We start from the raw sequence: 16,891 nt of genomic DNA, 5'->3' as shown, positions 1-16,891 counted from the left end.
CCAGAGGCCGGCGGACGGATATTCCGCCGGCCATTCTCCGGCATTAGAGCGTGGTGGCGATGTAATTCAGCGTGCCCCGGTAGATGTCGGGGCGGACGAACGGAATGGTGATGCGGTAGTTGTTCGCGATGACGTCGCCCGTGGACGCCGAAGCCGACGGCTTGGTGTCGACGACGACCGGCGTGCCCGGGTTCAGCGGGGTGAACGTGCCCACCTGGGCCGGGCCGCTGACCTCGAGCAGCGAAGCCGGGATGACGTCGGTGCTGCCGGCGATCGACGGCAGCAGGTTGGGTGTTGTCGGCTGCACCGTCACGGTGTAACCGGCGAAGTTGTTCGTGGTCACGCGCATGGTCACCGGGGCTGCGGTGGTCACGACGTCGCGTGGCACGCCCGTCAGCGTGAACGACGAGGTCAGCTCGGTGAGCGTGATCTGGTCGGTGACCTCGACGATCGCCTCGGTGTTGCCGGTCGCCGTGTCGGCGGCGGCGGGCACGGCGCTCAATACGCTCGCCAGGCAGGCGAAAGCCGCGCACGCGATTCTGATGTAAGGCATTTGTGTCATCCCTTTCAATTAACCTCGACGCCATGATCACCGCGATTTCCCGTAGTTAAACTCATGATGTGCTGGCAATATAGTCGAGGGTCACCGAATAGCTACCCGAGGGGACAAATGGAATATCAACCTCATAATCATTCGAGAGAGAATCCCCGATTTGCGCCGACGGCCCCGACCGGCGGTGCACGACGATCGGCGTCGTCGCCGACAGCGGCTCGAATCCAGACGTCTCGGGCGACCGCACCTTCAGCGCGGAGATCGGGATCGAGGCGCCGGTCACCGGCGAGGTCAGCGCGGGCGCCGACGACCGCACGGTCACCGTGTAGCCGGTCGGGCTGTTGGTGATGACGTTCATCGTCACGATGCCGTCGCCGCGCCGGGTGGTGTCGGGCGGGCCGGTCAGGGTGAAGTTCCTGGTCAGGTCGGCCACGGCGATGCTCTGGGCGATCACGGCGATGGTCGTCGAGCAGCGCTGGTCGGTCGAGCCCACCGCACAGTTGGAGCCCCGGGTGGGCGACGTGATCGTGGTGGCCAGGGCGCCGTCGCCGGCGGCCGGGTCGATCCGCACCGAATAGGTGACGGTCGCGGTGGCGCCCTCCGTCAGGTCGCCCGTCCAGATCAGCTCGCCGTTGATCGGCGAGACGAAGCCCGAGGAGGCCCAGGCGTCGCCGCCGTAGATCGCCCCGCCGATCGGGTCGGTGTAGGTCGCCCCCGTGTACGGCGTCTGCCCCGTGTTGGCCACCGTCACGGTGTAGTTCACGATGCCACCGGCGACGATGCTCGCCACGTCGGCCTGCTTGGTGATCGTGAGCTCCGGCGTCAGCACCCGCACGGTCGTCGAGCACGACGGGCCGCCCGGACAGGTCGCGCCCCTGGTCGACGACACCACCTGCTGGGTGAGCCGGCCGTCGCCCGGATCCGGGTCCTTGATGCGCACCGAGAAGGTGACCGTGGCGACCGCGCCCAGGGCCAGGTCGCCGGTCCACGACAACGTCGGCTCGGCGTAGTCCACCACGCCCGAGGTCGCCGTGGCGTCGCCGTTGTAGTCCGCGTCGCCGAGCACACCGATCAGGGACGTGCTCCAGGTCGCGTCCTGGTAGGGCGCCTCGCCGGTGTTCCTGGCGGTGATCGTGTAGGTCACGACGTCGCCCGGGGTCGCGGTCTCCCGGTCGGCGACCGTGGTCAGGGTCAGTTCCGGGATGAGGACCTGAACCGCGGTCGTGCAGGCCTGGCAGTCGAGGCCCGGGGTGGTCGAGGTGACGTCGCTGGTCAGCGTGCCACCGTCGCCGCCCGGATCGACCACGGTGATCGAGGACGTCGCGGTGACCGACTCGCCGGGGGCCAGGGCGCCGTTCCAGGTGACCGAGCCGTCGACGTTGAAGGTCAGGCCGCCGCTGCTGACCTGCGCGTCGTTGTTGTACTGGGCGTTCGCCAGCGCGCCGGCCAGCGACAGCGTGAAGTCGGCCGGCGTGAAGGTGGTGCGGCCGTTGTTGGTCGCGGTCACCGTGTAGCGCACGACGTCTCCCGGCATCGCGACCGTCCGGTCGGTGGCGGAGACGACGGTGAACACCGCCACCGGCACGTCGGTCTCGCAGCGCGGGTCCGTCCCGCAGTTGCCGCCGACCGTCGGCGAGGTGATCCGGCTCGACAACATCCGGTCACCCGGGTCGGGGTTGCGGACGGTGACCGAGTAGGTGACCGTCGCCGACTGGCCGATGGCCAGCGCCCCCGTCCAGACGAGTTCGCCGGCCGAGAAGTCGACGGTCCCCCGCGTGGCGCCGCCGTCGTTGTTGTAGACGGCGTCGTCGAGCACCCCCGCCAGCGGGTCGGTGAACGTGGCCGCCGGGTAGTTCGTCTGCCCGGTGTTGGTGACCGTGACCGTGTAGGTCACCGTCCCGCCCGGCGCCGTCGACTCCGGGCTCGCCGACTTCACGATCGTCAGCGCCGGGGTGAGGACCTGGACGTTGCTGCTGCACGCCCCGCACGACACCCCTTCGGCGTCCGACGTCACCGTGTTGGCCATGATCTTGTCGCCCGGGTCGGGCGACCGCACGGTCATCGTGTAGGTCACCGTCGCCGACGCCCCGACCGCCAGGTCCCCGGTCCAGGTCAGCGCCGAGTCGGCGAAGTCCACCGATCCGGTCGTGGCGGCGGCGTCCGCGCCGTACACGGCGTCGTCGAGCGCGCCCGCCAGCGGGTCGGTGACGCCGATCCCCGTGTAGGGCGTCTCGCCGGTGTTCGCGATCGTGATCGTGTACGCCACCACGTCGCCCGGCTGGGCCACCGCGCGGTCGGCCGTCTTGGCGAGGGTGAGCTGCGGCAGCAGCACCGGCACGTCGATCGCGCACGCCGGGTCGGTGCCGCCGACCGGGCAGTTCGAGCCCGGCGCGGCGGACACCAGCCGGGTGACGATGCGCCGGTCCCCGCTCGGCGGCGAGTCGACGGTGAACGTCGCCGACACCGTGACGCTGCCGCCCACGGGGATGTCGCCCGTCCACATGAGGTCGAGACCGTCGACCCACAACGTCCCCGAGGTGACCGTCTGCTCGCCGGTCGGCGTGATGTCGCCGACGAAGCCGCCGACGGGGATCGCCACACTGATCCCGTAGTAGGGCGTCTGCCCGGTGTTGGTGAACACGGTGGTGAGCTGCACCGTCTGCCCCGGCTTGACGCTGGCGGCGCTGGACGACGCGGCGATCTCCAGCTCCGACACCGTGACCGTGGCCGAGCAGCGCGGGTCGGCGCCCCCGGCCGGGCAGTTGCCCCCCGGCGGGGGGGAGGTGAGCGTACCAGTGAGCAGGTCGTCGCCGGAGCCGCCCGCCGGATTCACCGTCACCGAGTAGGTGACGGTCACCGTGCCCCCGGCCGGGACGTTCCCCGTCCAGGTCACGTTCGGCGAGCTGAAGGCGGCGGTGCCCGACGTCGCGGCCAGGTCGCCGTTGTACGAGGCGTCGTCCAGCACCCCCGTCAGCGGGTCGGTGAAGGTCGCCCCCACATAGGGCGTGGCGGCGGTGTTGGCCACGGTGATCGTGTACGTCACGACCCCGCCCCGCACCACCGACGACGGGTCGGCCGTCTTGGTGAAGGTGAGATCGGTGGCGTCGGTGACCACCACGGTGACCGCGCAGGGCGTGTCGGCCGATCCCGCCGGGCAGTTGGCGCCCTTCGCGGCCGAGGTGGTCACCGCGGTCAGCCGCTTGTCGCCCAGGTCGGGGTTGTCGACGACCGCCGTGAAGGTGATCGTCGTACTGGCGCCCACCGCGAGGTCCCCGGTCCAGGTGAGCGTGGGCGCCGTATAGGCGACCGACCCCGACGTGGCGACGGCGTCGCCGCCGTACGCGGCGTCGTCGAGCAGCCCCGCCAGGTCGGTGAGGGCGGTGGTGCCCGTGTACGACGTCTGGCCGGTGTTGGTGATCGTCGTGGTGAAGGTGACGGTGTCGCCGGGGACGGCGGTCTGCCGGTCGGCCGAGGTCGCCACGGTCAGCGCCGGAGTCAGCACGACCACCCGCGACGTGCAGGCCGAGACGCACGCGCTGCCCGGCTCGGCCGAGGTCACCGCGTTGATGAGCTGCTTGTCACCCGGGTCGGGGTCGCGGACGGTCACGCTGTAGGTCACGATCGCGGTGGCGCCGACGGCGAGGTCGCCCGTCCAGTGCAGTTGCGGCGTGACGAAGACGGCCGTGCCCGCGGTGGCCGACGCGTCGTCGTTGTAGACGGCGTCGTCGAGCAGGCCGGTCAGGTCGTCGCTGACGGTGATCGCGGTGTAGGGCGTCTGGCCGCTGTTGGTGATCGTCGTCGTGTACCGGACGACGCCTCCGGGCTCCTGGGTGGTGGTGTCGGGCGTGGTGGTGATCGTCAGGGCCGGGATCAGCACGTCGATCCGCGCGGTGCAGGCCGGATTCGTGCCGCCGGTCGGGCAGGAGCTGCCCGGCACGTCGGAGACGAGCGTGCCCCGAATGATCTTGTTGCCGGTGTCGGGGTTCTTCACGGTGAGCGTCCCGGTGACGGTCACCGTGCCGCCGACGGGGATGTCACCCGTCCAGTTGATGCCGGTCGGACCGAGGACGAGGTTCCCCGAGGTGGCGACCTGGTCGCCGTTCGGGACCGCGTCGTCGATGACGTCGAGACTGGAGGCCGACACGGTGAGGCCCGTGTAGGGCGTCTGGCCCGTGTTGGCGAACGTCGCGCTCAGGTGGATGACCGAGCCGGGCGTGGTGCTCGTCTCGGTGTAGGCCTGGCTCAGGGCGAGGCGGGACAGGCGTACCGTCGAGGAGCAGCCGGTCGGGCAGGTCGACCCGGCATCGGTCGAGACGACCGTGCCCGTGATCAGCCCGTCGCCGGGGTCGGGGTCGCGGACCGTCACCGAATAGGTGATCGTCGCGGTCGCGCCGACCGCGAGGTCGCCCGTCCAGGTCAGGTTCGGCGCGGTGTACGACACCGTTCCCGACGTGGCGACGGCGTCCCCGTTGAAGACGGCGTCGTCGAGGAGCTGGGCGAGCTGGTCGGTCAGGCTCGCCCCGGTGTAGGGCGTCTGGCCGGTGTTCTCGGCCGTGATCGTGTAGCGGATCACGTCGCCCTGGGCGGCGCTGGTCCGGTCGGCCTGCCGGGTGATCGACAGGCCGGGCACGAGCACGTTCACCACGGCGGTGCAGTCCGGGTTCGGCGACCCCTGCGGGCAGGTGCTGCCCAGGACCGGGGACACCACCGTGTTGGACATGAGCCGGTCGCCCGGGTCGGGGTTCCTCACAGTCACCGTGTACGTGATCGTCGCCGTGGCGCCCACCGCGAGGTCGCCCGTCCACGACAACACGGGCGCGTCGTAGACGACCGTGCCGGAGGTGGCCGAGGCGTCGCCGTTGTAGACGGCGTCGGCGAGCACGCCCGTCAGCGGGTCGGTGAAGGTCGCCCCCTGGTAAGGGACCTGGCCGGTGTTGGCTGCGGTGATCGTGTAGGTGACCGTGCCGCCGGGTGTGACGGTCGGGGAGCTCGCGGTCTTCGTCAGGGTCAGCTGCGGTTGCAGGATCGGGACGGAGGTCGTACACGACACGCAGTTCAGGCCGGCCGTCGTCGAGGTGACGTTGCTGGTCAGCGTGCCCGTGGCCGGGTTGTTCACGGTGACCGACGCGGTGGCGGTCACCGACTGGCCGGGCGCGAGCGGGCCGGTCCAGGTGATCGTCCCGTCCGGGTTCAGCGTCAGGTTGCCCGAGGTGGCGTTGGCGTTGTTGTCGTAGGTCGCGTCCCCCGCCGGCGCGAGCGTGAAGTCGGCCGCCGGGTAGCTCGTCTGCCCGGTGTTGGTGGCGGTCACCGTGTGGCGCACCACGCCGGTGGGCGTCGTGCTCGACACGTCGGTGGCGGTGGTGACGGTGAGCTGCGGCACCAGCGTCGTGACGCTGACCGTGCACGGGCAGTTGTTACCCGGGCTGGCCGAGGTCACCGTGTTGGTCAGCGCGCGGTCACCGGGGTCGGGGTCGCGGACCGTCACCGAGTAGGTGATGGTGGCCGACGCGCCCGCGGACAGGTTGCCCGACCACGACAACGTCGGGGCACCGTAGGTCACGGTGCCCGAGGTCGCCGTCGCGTCGTCGTTGTACGTCGCGTCGTCGAGCACTCCGGCGAGCGCGTCGGAGAACGTGGCCGGGGAGTACGCCGTCTTCCCGGTGTTGGTGACCGTGATCGTGTAGGTCACGGTCGCCCCCGGCGTGGGGTTGGCCGTGTCGGCGGTCTTGCCGATGACGAGCGCCTGCAGCAGGACCGTCGACCGGCAGCGGCTGTCACCGCTGGAGGCGGCGCAGTTGGTGCCCGAGATCGGCGACACGACCGTGTCGGTCAGGGTGCCGTTCCCGCCCGTCTTCACGGTCACCGAGTAGGTGATCGTCGCGGTCGCCCCGGCGGCCAGGTTGCCGGTCCAGGTCACGTCCTGCCCGCTCAGCGAGGCGCTGCCCAGCGACGCGGCGAGGTCGCCGTTGTAGGTGGCGTCGTCGAGCACGTCGGCCAGCGGGTCGCTCAGGGTGACCCCGGTGAAGGCCGACGGGCCGGTGTTCGCCACGGTGATCGTGTACGAGACCGTCGATCCCGGCACCGCTGCCGACTGGTCGGCCGACTTGGTGATGACCAGCGGCCCGGCCCCCACCGTGATCGACGCCGACCTGGTGTCGCTCTGCCCGTTCGCGTCGGTCACCTTCACCGTGAAGGCGTAGGCACCTTGTGTGGTCGGGGTTCCCGAGATCAGGCCGGTCGTGGCGTTCAGCGTCAGCCCCGGCGGCAGTGCCCCCGAGGCGAGCGAGTAGGCGTAGGGGGCGGTGCCGCCCGACACCGACAGCGGCAGGTTGTAGGCCACGGCCACCTGCGCGGCCGGTGGTGGCGGAACGGTCAGCACGGGGGGCGGCACGATCGTCACCGTCGCCGCCCGGGTGTCGCTCTGCCCGCTCGCGTCGACGATCCGGACGGTGAAGGTGTAGGTGCCCGCCGACGTCGGCGTCCCCGACAGCAGGCCGGTGGACGGGTTGAGCGTCACCCCCGGAGGCAACGACCCGGCGCTGACCGACCAGGTGATCGGCGCGGTGCCGCCCGTCATCGTCAGCGGCACGTTGTAGGCGACGTTCACCTGCCCGCCCGGCGGCGGCCCGAAGGTGAGCTGCGGGTTGGCGTTCGGCGTCACGGTCGTGGACACCGTCGACGGCAACCCCGTGCCCGCCGCGTTCACCGCCGCGACCGTGAAGGTGTACGACGCCCCCGCCGTCAGCCCGGTCACCGTCTGCGTCGTCGCGGTGGACGAGTAGGAGATCGGCGGCTGCGCGACGCCGTTGAGATAGGGCGTGACGACGTAGCCCGTGATCGCGCTGCCGCCGTTCGACGCCGGAGGCGACCAGGTCAGCGTGGCCGACAGGTCCCCGGCGGTGGCGGAGGTGATCGTCGGCCGCCCCGGCACCGTGTAGGGCACGACCGTGTTCGACTGCGGGCTCGCCGTTCCGGTCCCGACGGCGTTCACGGCCGCGACGGTGAAGGTGTAGGAGGCCCCGGCCGTCAGGCCGGTGAGCGTCCGCGTCGTCGCGGTGGACGGATAGGAGATCGGCGGCTGCGCGACGCCGTTCAGGTAGGGGGTGACGACGTAGCCCGTGATCGGGCTGCCGTTCGGCGAGGGCGCCGTCCATGTCACGGTCGCGCTGGTGGCGCCCGCCGTCGCGGTGGGCGCGGTCGGCGTGCCGGGGGCAGAGGTGTAGATGTAGGCGGCGGCCCCGGCAACACCCTGGGTAACCACCGTCACGGACACGGCCGCCGCCGAGGGACGCGACGGCATCGACGGGATCGTCAGCGTGCCGTTGGCGTTGGCGACGAAGCAGTTCGTGGTGATCACGCTGGAGCACGGCAGCAGCACGACCGGCGTGCCGGCCTGCTGCTCGGCCGTGGTGCCGATCTCGATGGCGGTCGCGCCGCTCAGGTTCGACCCGCTGACGGTCACGGTCCCGCCGCCCGCGATGGTGCCGCTGGTGGTCGACAGACTGATGCCCGACGGCGCGGCCGGGATCGTGCCCGCCGTGGTGGTGGTCGCGATGCCCGGGTTGCCGTCGTTGGAGGAGACCGTCACCGTCGTACCGGTCTGGACGGTCGACGGCGTCACCGCGTTTCCGGTGACGATGCCGACGACGGTGATCGTCGGCAGGGTCGTGCCGCTGGGGAACGGGGTGCTGGAGTTCGTACAGGTGATCTTCTGTCCCGACGGCGTCCCGCAGACCCAGCCGTTGCCGAACGCGCCCACGGGCACCACGCCCGCCGGGAGCGTCTCGGTCACGGCGATCGGCAGCGTCTCGTTGGCGCCCGTCGTCGACACCACGGGCCTGACCGTGTAGGTCACCGGATCGCCCGGCTTCGGCGCCGAGCCGTTGTAGCTCGTCTGCGTCACGGTCAGGTCGGGCACCGGGTTGAGACTGTTGACCACGACGTTGTCGATCTCGTGGAAGTCGGTGACGCCGCCCGTCGAGGCCACCCAGCCGAACGCGAGCTGGCGAGGAATGCCGGCCGCCGTCGTCCACGTGGACGACGGGTAGAGGCCCGACGACACCGTGGGGAGCGCGCCCGTCAGCGTGCGGGGGGATCCGTTGACCGGGGTGAACTGGACCACGTAGGTGCCCGCCGCGACCGACAGTCCGGCGGCCGTGGTCAGCGTGCTCGACGTCGGGTTGATCGCGATCGCGACCGGGACCACCGACGCCGCCCGGGTGGTGCCCCGCAGCCGCAGGGCCGCCGAGTTCGTCGAGGTGGCCGTGCTGTTCAGGGCGCAGTAGCCGACGGTGCCCGCACCCGGCCCGCGCACCACGACCTGGCCGGGGACGGTCCCGGTGGTCGAGATGTAGGGCGGGTTCGTGCACCCGGCGCCCTGGTAGGAGGAGTTGCTGAAGTTGCCGTAGGCGTCGAACCCGAACCCGAGATAGGCGTGGGCCAGCCCGTCCCCTGCCGCGAACGGCGAGTACCCCAGCGAACCGCCGGGCCGCCCGATGGTGGCGGGCGGCACCGGGTTGGCCGGATCGACGGCCGCGACGACGAACGCCATGCCGTCGGCGCCGCCGCCGCCGTACTGGTACATGTTGAACGTCACGTCGAGGCCCTGCGAGGTCGGCACCGACGTGGCGCCGAAGACCCCGCCCTGCTGGCTGGTGACCGCGCTCGTCAGCCGCAGCGCGCCCGAGCCGTTGACCTCGGTCGAGGTGGTGCAGCTCTTCAGCCCCGTCCCGGTGGTGTTCCCGGCGGCCGACAGGCAGGCGACGTTGCTGCCGGTCGACCCGGCGGGCAGCGCCGGGATCGTCACCGGATAGGCGGGGTCGATCGTGTTGTTCTTGAACGACTGCACGAACAGCGTCGACCCGGCGGCGTGCGACACCGACGCGGGGACGTGCACGGCCGTGGCGACGAGGGCGACGGCGAGAACCCGCTTAAGCACGGCTGCCGCTCCCCGCCAGTTCGCGGGCGGCCGACTCGACCCGGCGACGGTACCGGTGCCGGGCGACGACCCAGATCAGCGCGCCGCCCATCACGACGGCGATGAAGACGACGAGCAGGTGCAGCGGGAAGACGACCACCTGAACCGTCCGGGTGTTTCCGCCGGGGACCGCCACGGTCACGTCGCAGAAGCAGACGAGCGGCGGGTCCCAGGTGGCGGCCACCTCACGGGTGGCCCCGCGCACGACGGTGAAGTCGGGGAACGGCAGATCCGTTCCGCCGGCCCGGACCTTGAGCCGCTCCGGCCCCCGGAAGTCCCGGTGGACCGTCCCGGTGCTGCGGATCCGCGCGGTGATCGGGACCGGCCCGCCGAGCACGAACCCGGGCGCTTGCAGGTCGGCGATCTCCGCCGACAGGTCGATCGCCCCGGGCACGGTGACGAACACCGGCGCGGCGATCCCCCGGTTGATCCGGATGTTCGCCGTGGTCTTCGCCGCCGGAACCTTGAAGATCACGGCGAACTGGTGGTCGCCGGGTTCCGGGGTCTCCGGCACGACCACGCGTAGCGTCACCGGCCGGGTCTCCCCCGGCGGCACCGTCAGCTGGGCCGGTTCGACCACGGCCCAGGCCGCCGCCGCGTAGGGGGCGCCGGGCTGGAAGCGCATCGCCCCTGACTCACCGGCGACGAAGTCGGATCTCTCGACGGTGACCTGGAACGCCTCCCGGCCCTTGTTGGTCACCTCGAACCGGTGCTCGGAGGTCCCGGCCGGAACGACCAGCCGGGTCGGCGTGACCTGCATCGAGAAGGCGGGCTCCTCCGGTCCGGCCGCCCGAACCGGTGTGCCTTGGGTCAAGAAAAGACACAACACGACGAGGAATCCCGCCGTGCCGCCCCGAACCGAATTGACCATCCGCAATGCCCCCCATAGCGATCAATTCGAGAAGGTATTCAATGGACCGCCAAGAGGACTGCTCAGGATCGTCCGTGGATTCCCAGTCTCCATCCATGGTTTTCAGCGGGGTCATATTCCGTAAAGCTTCCCCCGATGCGCCTTACTTCCCTCAATTGGGTATATGGGCCGGAGGGCAGGGATATACGGGGGAGAAATGAGAAAAGGCATCGCCGCGGCGGCGGGACTGTTGTTCGCGACCGTCACACCGGCAGCCGCGCTGGCGGCGGACGATCCGGGCTCGACGGGGGTCTCGATCAGGGTGCTGCCCCCGGAGGACCCGCCCGCCGGGGAGGAGCCGGACGGGCACCACGGAAAGCCGGTCACGCATCACGCCGACGACGACCATCGGGGCGGCATCGACAGCATTCACGGCAATGTGGACGGCCTGAACTTCGACGGCGATTCGGGCGCGAACCGAGATTCCGGAATTCACCGCGATTCCAGCACGCATCGCGATTCCGACGTGCAGCGTGATTCCGGTGTTCAGGGCAATTCTGACGTACAGGGTGATTCCGGCGTCAATGGCGCGCGTCCCGAGGAGCTGCCCTTCACCGGAATGAGCGGCGACGCCCTCCTGGTCCTCGCCCTCGCGGGCGCGGTCGCGTCGCTGGAGGGCGCCGCCCTGATCGTGCTGACCCGTCGCCGGTTCAGACGCTCACCTTGACTTCGTAGTCCTTCAGCCAGGCGTCGAGCTGGAGCAGCCGCTCCAGCGGCGGCCTCGGCAGCGGCTCGCCGTCGGCCCGGCTCACCATCTTGCGGGCGTCGACGAGGTCCATGATCTCCTGGCTCGGCAGGTAGTCGCCGCGCAGCAGCTCGCGGGCGGCGTCGCGGAGCGCGACACCGTACGACGGGTCCTGGGTCGAGGGGTAGGGCGACTTGACCCGGCGCAGGATCGAGTCGGGCAGGATGTCGGCGCAGGCCGCGCGCAGCAGGCTCTTCTCCCGGCCGTCGAACGTCTTCATCGCCCATGGCGCGTTGAAGACGTAGTTGACCAGACGGTGGTCGCAGAACGGCACCCGGACCTCCAGCCCGACGGCCATGCTCATGCGGTCCTTGCGGTCGAGCAGCATCTGCACGAACCGGGTCAGGTTGAAGTAGCTGACCTCCCGCATCCGCGCCTCCAGCCCGTTCTCGCCGGGCAGGCGGGGCACCTCGGCCATCGAGTCGTGGTAGCTGTCGGCCTGGTAGCCGGGGATGTCGAGCATCCGCAGCAGGTCCTGGTCGAGCAGGTCCAGGTTCATGTGGCCCACGATGTCGCCGACGGCCAGCCACGGGAAGGTGTCCGCGTGCACGGCCACCGGGTCGTGGAACCACTGGTAGCCGCCGAACACCTCATCGGCCGACTCGCCCGACAGGGCCACCGTGGAGTGGCTGCGGATCGCGCGGAACAGCAGGTAGAGCGAGGTGTCCATGTCACCCATGCCGACCGGCAGGTCCCGGGCGCGCAGCACCGCCGCCCTGACGGCGGGGTCGATCAGGTCGGCCGAGTCGAGCACGATGTCGGTGTGCTCCGACCCGACGTGCCTGACCAGGTCGTGCGCGTAGGGCCCGTCGGGCGTCGCGCGGGCGGCATCGGGCTTGAAGTTCTCGGTGTAGCCGCGGAAGTCGACGGAGAACGACCGGACCGTGCCGAGCCCCTGCGCCTTCAGGTCGTGCGCGGCCAGCGCGGTCACGGCGCTGGAGTCGAGCCCGCCCGACAGCAGCGTGCACAGCGGCACGTCGCTGATGAGCTGGCGGGAGATGATGTCGTCGAGCAGCCCCCGCACGTTCAGCACCGTGGCCGGGATGTCGTCGGTGTGCTCGTACGCCGTCAGCTGCCAGTAGCGCCGCTTGCTGATGCCCTCGCGCCGGATCTTGACGATCTGGCCTGGGCGGACCTCGTACATGCCCTTGAAGATCGCCACCTCGGGCGTCTTCACGAACGCGAGCATCTCGCGCAGCCCGTCGGCGTCGACCACCCGCTCGGCCATCGGGTTGGCCAGGATCGCCTTCGGCTCCGATCCGAACAGCACCCCGTCATGCGTCGGGTAGTAGTAGAGCGGCTTGATCCCCATCCGGTCGCGGACCAGGATCAGCTGTTCCGTCCGGGTGTCCCAGACGGCGAACGCGAACATGCCGTTCAGGTGGTCGGCGAGGTCCTCGCCCCACTCCAGGTAGGCGTGGAGGAGCACTTCGGTGTCGCTGTACGTCCGGAAGGCGTGCCCCCGCGATACCAGTTCGTCGCGCAGTTCCTGAAAGTTGTAGACCTCACCGCTGTAGGTGAGCACCGCCAGTTCGCGCCCGTCGGCCTCGGCGATCATCGGCTGCCGTCCTCCGGCGAGGTCGATGATGGCCAGGCGCCGGTGCCCGATCGCGGCGTGCGGAGAGAGCCAGAGTCCCTCGTCGTCGGGCCCCCGGCAGCTCATCGTGTCGGTCATGGCCTGCGCGATCTCCCTGGCCCCTGTCAGGTCGCGCTCGTAATCCACCCAGCCGGTGATTCCACACATGCTCCCGATCCCCCAATCGCTTGCACACCTGTGGCAACCCACGACCGGGGGGCCGATATGCCCGGATAAAAATTTTTTGGAGACCCGATGTCGAAACCACGGCAACCCGGACGACGCGTTGACGGAAGACCAAGAATCCGAAGGAGACACCAAAGATGGGCAAGGTCATCACCGGCGGCACGATGTCCCTCGACGGCTTCATCGCCGGCCCCGGCGAGAGCGGCTTCGACCTGCTGTTCCAGTGGTACGGCAACGGCGACGTCGAGATCGTCGGCGCGAGCCCGAACGTCCCGCCGCTGCGGCTGTCGCGGGCCAGCGCCGACCTGCTGAAGGACGAGTGGGGCAACGCGGGCGCCCTGGTCGTCGGCCGCCACCTCTACGACATGACGAACGCGTGGGGCGGCATGCACCCGATGGGCATCCCGGTGGTCGTCCTGACGCACCGCGTCCCGGAGGAGCGGCCGAACTTCGTGTTCGTCGACGAGGGCATCGAGGCGGCCGTGGCGAAGGCGAAGGAGATCGCCGGCGACAAGGACGTCGTGGTCAACGGCGGCCAGATGGCCCGCCAGGCGCTGGAGGCCGGCCTGATCGACGAGATCGGCGTGGAACTCGTCCCGGTGCTGCTCGGCGGGGGCACCTCGCTGTTCGCCGACCTCGGCATCGCGCCGGTCCAGTTCGAAGGCCCGATCAGGGTGGTCGAGGGCACCGGCGTCACGCACCTGCGCTACCGCGTGCACAGTTCCACTGACGGTACTTCTGCCTAGAACGCGACGCCGGGCCGGGCTTCACTCTCCCTCAGAAGCGCAAGCACCTTAATCAGGGGGAGCAATGCTCAAGAAGATCCTGCTCGCGGCCACCGCCGTCACGGCGATCGGCCTCGGGGTCACCGGTCCCGCCAGCGCGGGACCGGGGAACGACGGGGACCCGAACGCCTCGGCGGTGCTGCCGCCGAGGGACCCGGGCATGTGGTGGATCAAGACCGGCCAGTTCTCGGCGGTCTCCCAGGTCACCACGACCGCGGTCAAGGTCAAGCTGTGGACGATCCCGTCCACCATCAACCCGATCTACGTCGGCGCCCTGTGGCACTTCACACCGGTGCCGTCGACGCCGGGGGCGTACTTCGTGGAGAACCACAACGCCGGATGCCTGGACATCATCGACGGCATCAGCACCTCGGTGGGCGCGGAACTCGCGGTCCGCCAGTGCGACGGCACCCAGAGCCAGATGTGGTTCACCCCCTACAAGAACGGCAAGTGGGCCATGCAGAACAAGTGGAGCGGCTACTACGCGGCCGCGAAGTCCCCGGCGGAGAACCGGTACCTGACCCAGCAGTTCACCGGCTCCGACGCGGAGATCTACTTCTCGATGCCGTTCTTCGACAACGCGTGACCCTGAGGGCCCGGACCGAGCGCGGTCCGGGCCCTTTTGCATACGCTGTAGGGCATGGCACGGCTGGGCACTCTCGAGCGCTCGATCATGGACGCCCTGTGGGAACACCCCGACGGGGTCTTCGCCCACGACCTGGCGGCGAAGCTGCCGTCGCAACCGGCCACCACCACGGTCCTGACCGTGCTGGTGCGGCTGACCCACAAGGGCCTGGTCTCCCGCGAGCGGGTCGGCCGGGCCCACCTCTACCGGGCCGCCGTCGAGAAGGACGCCGTCGTCGCCGAGGCGATGCGGGCCGCCCTCGACGAGGCCGGCGACCTCGAAGGGGCCGTGCAGCGGTTCGTCGGCACGGTCTCACCCGAGGTCGCCGCCGCCCTCCGTGAGGCCCTCGACGCGAGAGACTCCCGATGACCCCGTGGTTACTGTCGGCGCTGGTCGCGCTGCTGCCGATGAGCGTCGCGGCGCGGCTCGCGAGGGCCGAATGGACGTGGCGGCACCCCAAGGCGGCGCTGGCGCTCTGGCAGGCCATCGCCCTGTCGGCCGGGCTGGGCGCGATCACCGCCGGGCTGGTCGCGGCGGTCGCCCCGCTCGACGCCGTGTTCCCCCACGGCATGCACACGTTCGTCCGCCAGCTGGCGTGGGGGCACGGCCTCCACGGCCTCGGCTGGCTTGAGTTCGCCGCGCTGGCCTGGTCGGCCGGGGTGCTGGTCTGGCTGGTGGCCCACACGGTCAGGGCGGCCGTGGTCGCGCTGACCGAACGCCGCCGCCAGCGGCTGCTGGTCGACGTGGCGGCGGAGCACCTTCCCGATTTCGACGTGTACGTCCTCCCGAGCGCCCGCCGCCTCGCCTACTGCGTGCCGGGAGCGGGCGGCCGGGTGGTGCTGAGCCAGGGGGCCATCGACTCGCTGTCGGCGGCCGAGCTCCAGGCCGTCCTGAAGCACGAACGGGCCCACGCCAGGGGCCGCCACGACCTGGTGCTGCTGCCGTTCGTGGCGCTCGCGAAGGCGTTCGCCTGGCTGCCGTTCGCCCGCACCGCCCGGCAGGCCGTGGCGGTGCTGCTGGAGATGATCGCCGACGACCACGCCCGCGACCCGATCCCGCTGGCCCACGCCCTGGTCGCGATGGCGGCCCCGGCCCCCGCCGGCGGGCTGGGCGTCGCCGACGCCGGGGTGGTCGAGCGGGTCCGCCGCCTGCTGGCCCGGGGCCGTCAGGCGGTGTGGTGGGTGTCGGTGCTGGTCTACTCGTCGGCGCTGCTCGTGCTGAGCGGGCCGGTGGCCGTGCTGGTCGCGCCGTGGCTGGTGTGGGACTGCCACCCGTCGGCCGACCTGCTCACATGCGTACCAGACTCGGGAACCTGATCAGGATCAGGGCGACGATCAGCAGGTACCACCCGGTCACCATCAGGATCCGGTAGGGGCTGCGCGACCAGCCGTACACGGCCATCGGGATCATGACCGCCCAGACCACCATGCAGTAGGGGCAGAGCGCGCCGATGACGTACAGGCTCTGGTAGATCAGCCAGTGCACGAACAGCACCCCGAGCAGCAGCCCGCCGCGCACCGACCAGCCGAACCACGACGGCAGCTCCGCGCCCGTCAGCAGCACCGCACCGACGCACGCCACGACGGCGAACCCGGCGATGCCGAGCAGCGGGTTCGGGAACCCGAACACCTCCGCCTGGGCCGTCTTCATGATCGACCCGCACGACAGCAGCGGGTTGATGCTGCACGTCGGGACGTAGGACGGGTCTTTGAGCAGCGCGATCTTCTCGACCGCCAGGACGAACGCGGCGACCAGCCCGATCAGGCCGCCGGCCAGTAGCCACCTCGCGGTGGCCCGGTCAACCGGCCAGGGCCGCATCGAGCGCCGCCTCGAACGCCTCGGCCGACTCCGGCTGGATCTTCTTCTCGTTGAGGAAGAAGGTCGGCGTGCCGGTCACGCCCACGGCCTCGCCGTCGGCCTGGTCCTTGCGGATGCGCTCAAGCGTGGCCGGGTCGGCGTAGGCCTTGTCCCAGGCGGCCAGGTCGAGCTTGAGCTCCTCGGCGAAGGTCCGGAACAGCGGATCGGCGGGCACCCGCTGCTCGCCCCACTGCTGCTGGGTCTCGAACATGCGCTTGTACATGTCCTCGAACCGCCCCTGCTGGGCGGCGGCCTCGACCGCGCGGGCGGCGCGTTCGGCGTTGAAGTGGCTCGGGATCGGGAAGTAGCGCGCCACGAACGTGACCCGGCCCTCGTACTTCTTCCGCAGCTCCTCCACCACCGGGAAGTAGGCGCGGCAGGCCTCGCACTCGAAGTCGAGGAACTCGACCAACGTGACCTTGCCGTCGGCCGCCTTCGACAGCACGTGGCTGTCCTCCCTGACGTAACGGCCGTCGGCGGAGGCGGTCTGGGCCCGGTCGAACACCAGGAACGCGGCGACGACCACGACGAACAGCCCGACCACGCCTATGGAGACCAGCCGCGCCCGGCGTTGGGCGGCGGCCCGCCGGTCCTTCTCCCGCATCGCCGCGACCTTGGTACGGACACTCCCCATGGCCCGCTCCCTTCACTGAACTTTTACCCAATGTAGAAGATAG

Annotated in this window: 11 protein-coding genes; 5 read left to right on the top strand and 6 right to left on the bottom strand. The window is 70.5% G+C overall.

Annotation, left to right across the window (positions count from 1 at the left end; genetic code table 11):
• Positions 1-43: 43 nt before the first annotated feature.
• The 3 genes from FDA94_RS22165 to FDA94_RS22155 form a co-directional block, all read right to left on the bottom strand.
• Positions 44-553: a hypothetical protein gene (locus FDA94_RS22165; RefSeq protein ID WP_212735445.1), complete on the bottom strand. Its 510-nt coding sequence runs from the start codon at positions 551-553 to the stop codon at positions 44-46.
• Between the two features lie 61 nt (positions 554-614).
• Entirely contained in the window at positions 615-9,491 is an 8,877-nt protein-coding gene (locus FDA94_RS22160) for a DUF7927 domain-containing protein (protein ID WP_137249004.1), read from the bottom strand.
• Complete coding sequence (locus tag FDA94_RS22155; RefSeq protein WP_137249003.1) at positions 9,484-10,290, bottom strand: COG1361 family protein; 807 nt, start codon at positions 10,288-10,290, stop codon at positions 9,484-9,486. The genes FDA94_RS22160 and FDA94_RS22155 overlap by 8 nt, the downstream gene beginning before the upstream one ends.
• A 307-nt stretch (positions 10,291-10,597) precedes the next feature.
• On the opposite strand from FDA94_RS22155, the gene FDA94_RS22150 reads away from it, so the two are divergent.
• On the top strand, positions 10,598-11,107 hold the full coding sequence (locus FDA94_RS22150) for a hypothetical protein (RefSeq protein ID WP_137249002.1): 510 nt from the start codon (positions 10,598-10,600) through the stop codon (positions 11,105-11,107).
• On the opposite strand, the gene asnB is transcribed toward FDA94_RS22150, so the two are convergent.
• On the bottom strand, positions 11,091-12,908 hold the full coding sequence (gene asnB, locus FDA94_RS22145; RefSeq protein WP_425460167.1) for an asparagine synthase (glutamine-hydrolyzing): 1,818 nt from the start codon (positions 12,906-12,908) through the stop codon (positions 11,091-11,093). The genes FDA94_RS22150 and asnB overlap by 17 nt on opposite strands.
• A gap of 176 nt (positions 12,909-13,084) precedes the next feature.
• Between asnB and FDA94_RS22140 the strand changes: the two genes are divergently transcribed.
• The 4 genes from FDA94_RS22140 (at position 13,085) to FDA94_RS22125 (ending at position 15,673) form a co-directional block, all read left to right on the top strand.
• Positions 13,085-13,693, top strand: coding sequence for a dihydrofolate reductase family protein (locus FDA94_RS22140; RefSeq protein WP_137249000.1), 609 nt, complete (start codon positions 13,085-13,087; stop codon positions 13,691-13,693).
• Positions 13,694-13,757: 64 nt separating this feature from the next.
• The gene (locus FDA94_RS22135) at positions 13,758-14,318 is read left to right on the top strand and encodes an RICIN domain-containing protein (protein WP_137248999.1); all 561 of its coding nucleotides are present in this window, start codon (positions 13,758-13,760) and stop codon (positions 14,316-14,318) included.
• Positions 14,319-14,372: 54 nt separating this feature from the next.
• Positions 14,373-14,726, top strand: coding sequence for a BlaI/MecI/CopY family transcriptional regulator (locus FDA94_RS22130; protein ID WP_137248998.1), 354 nt, complete (start codon positions 14,373-14,375; stop codon positions 14,724-14,726).
• Complete coding sequence (locus tag FDA94_RS22125; protein ID WP_137248997.1) at positions 14,723-15,673, top strand: M56 family metallopeptidase; 951 nt, start codon at positions 14,723-14,725, stop codon at positions 15,671-15,673. Before FDA94_RS22130 ends, FDA94_RS22125 begins: the two co-directional genes overlap by 4 nt.
• Here FDA94_RS22125 and FDA94_RS22120 read toward each other — a convergent pair.
• Entirely contained in the window at positions 15,645-16,175 is a 531-nt protein-coding gene (locus FDA94_RS22120; protein ID WP_137248996.1) for a vitamin K epoxide reductase family protein, read from the bottom strand. The genes FDA94_RS22125 and FDA94_RS22120 overlap by 29 nt on opposite strands.
• Positions 16,156-16,848: a DsbA family protein gene (locus tag FDA94_RS22115; protein WP_137248995.1), complete on the bottom strand. Its 693-nt coding sequence runs from the start codon at positions 16,846-16,848 to the stop codon at positions 16,156-16,158. The genes FDA94_RS22120 and FDA94_RS22115 overlap by 20 nt, the downstream gene beginning before the upstream one ends.
• Positions 16,849-16,891: the final 43 nt, after the last annotated feature.

This window comes from Herbidospora galbida (assembly GCF_005233835.1).
Lineage (GTDB): Bacteria > Actinomycetota > Actinomycetes > Streptosporangiales > Streptosporangiaceae > Herbidospora > Herbidospora galbida.
The sequence above is the reverse complement of the archived record's forward strand: the minus strand, read 5'-3'. Positions and strand labels throughout refer to the sequence as shown.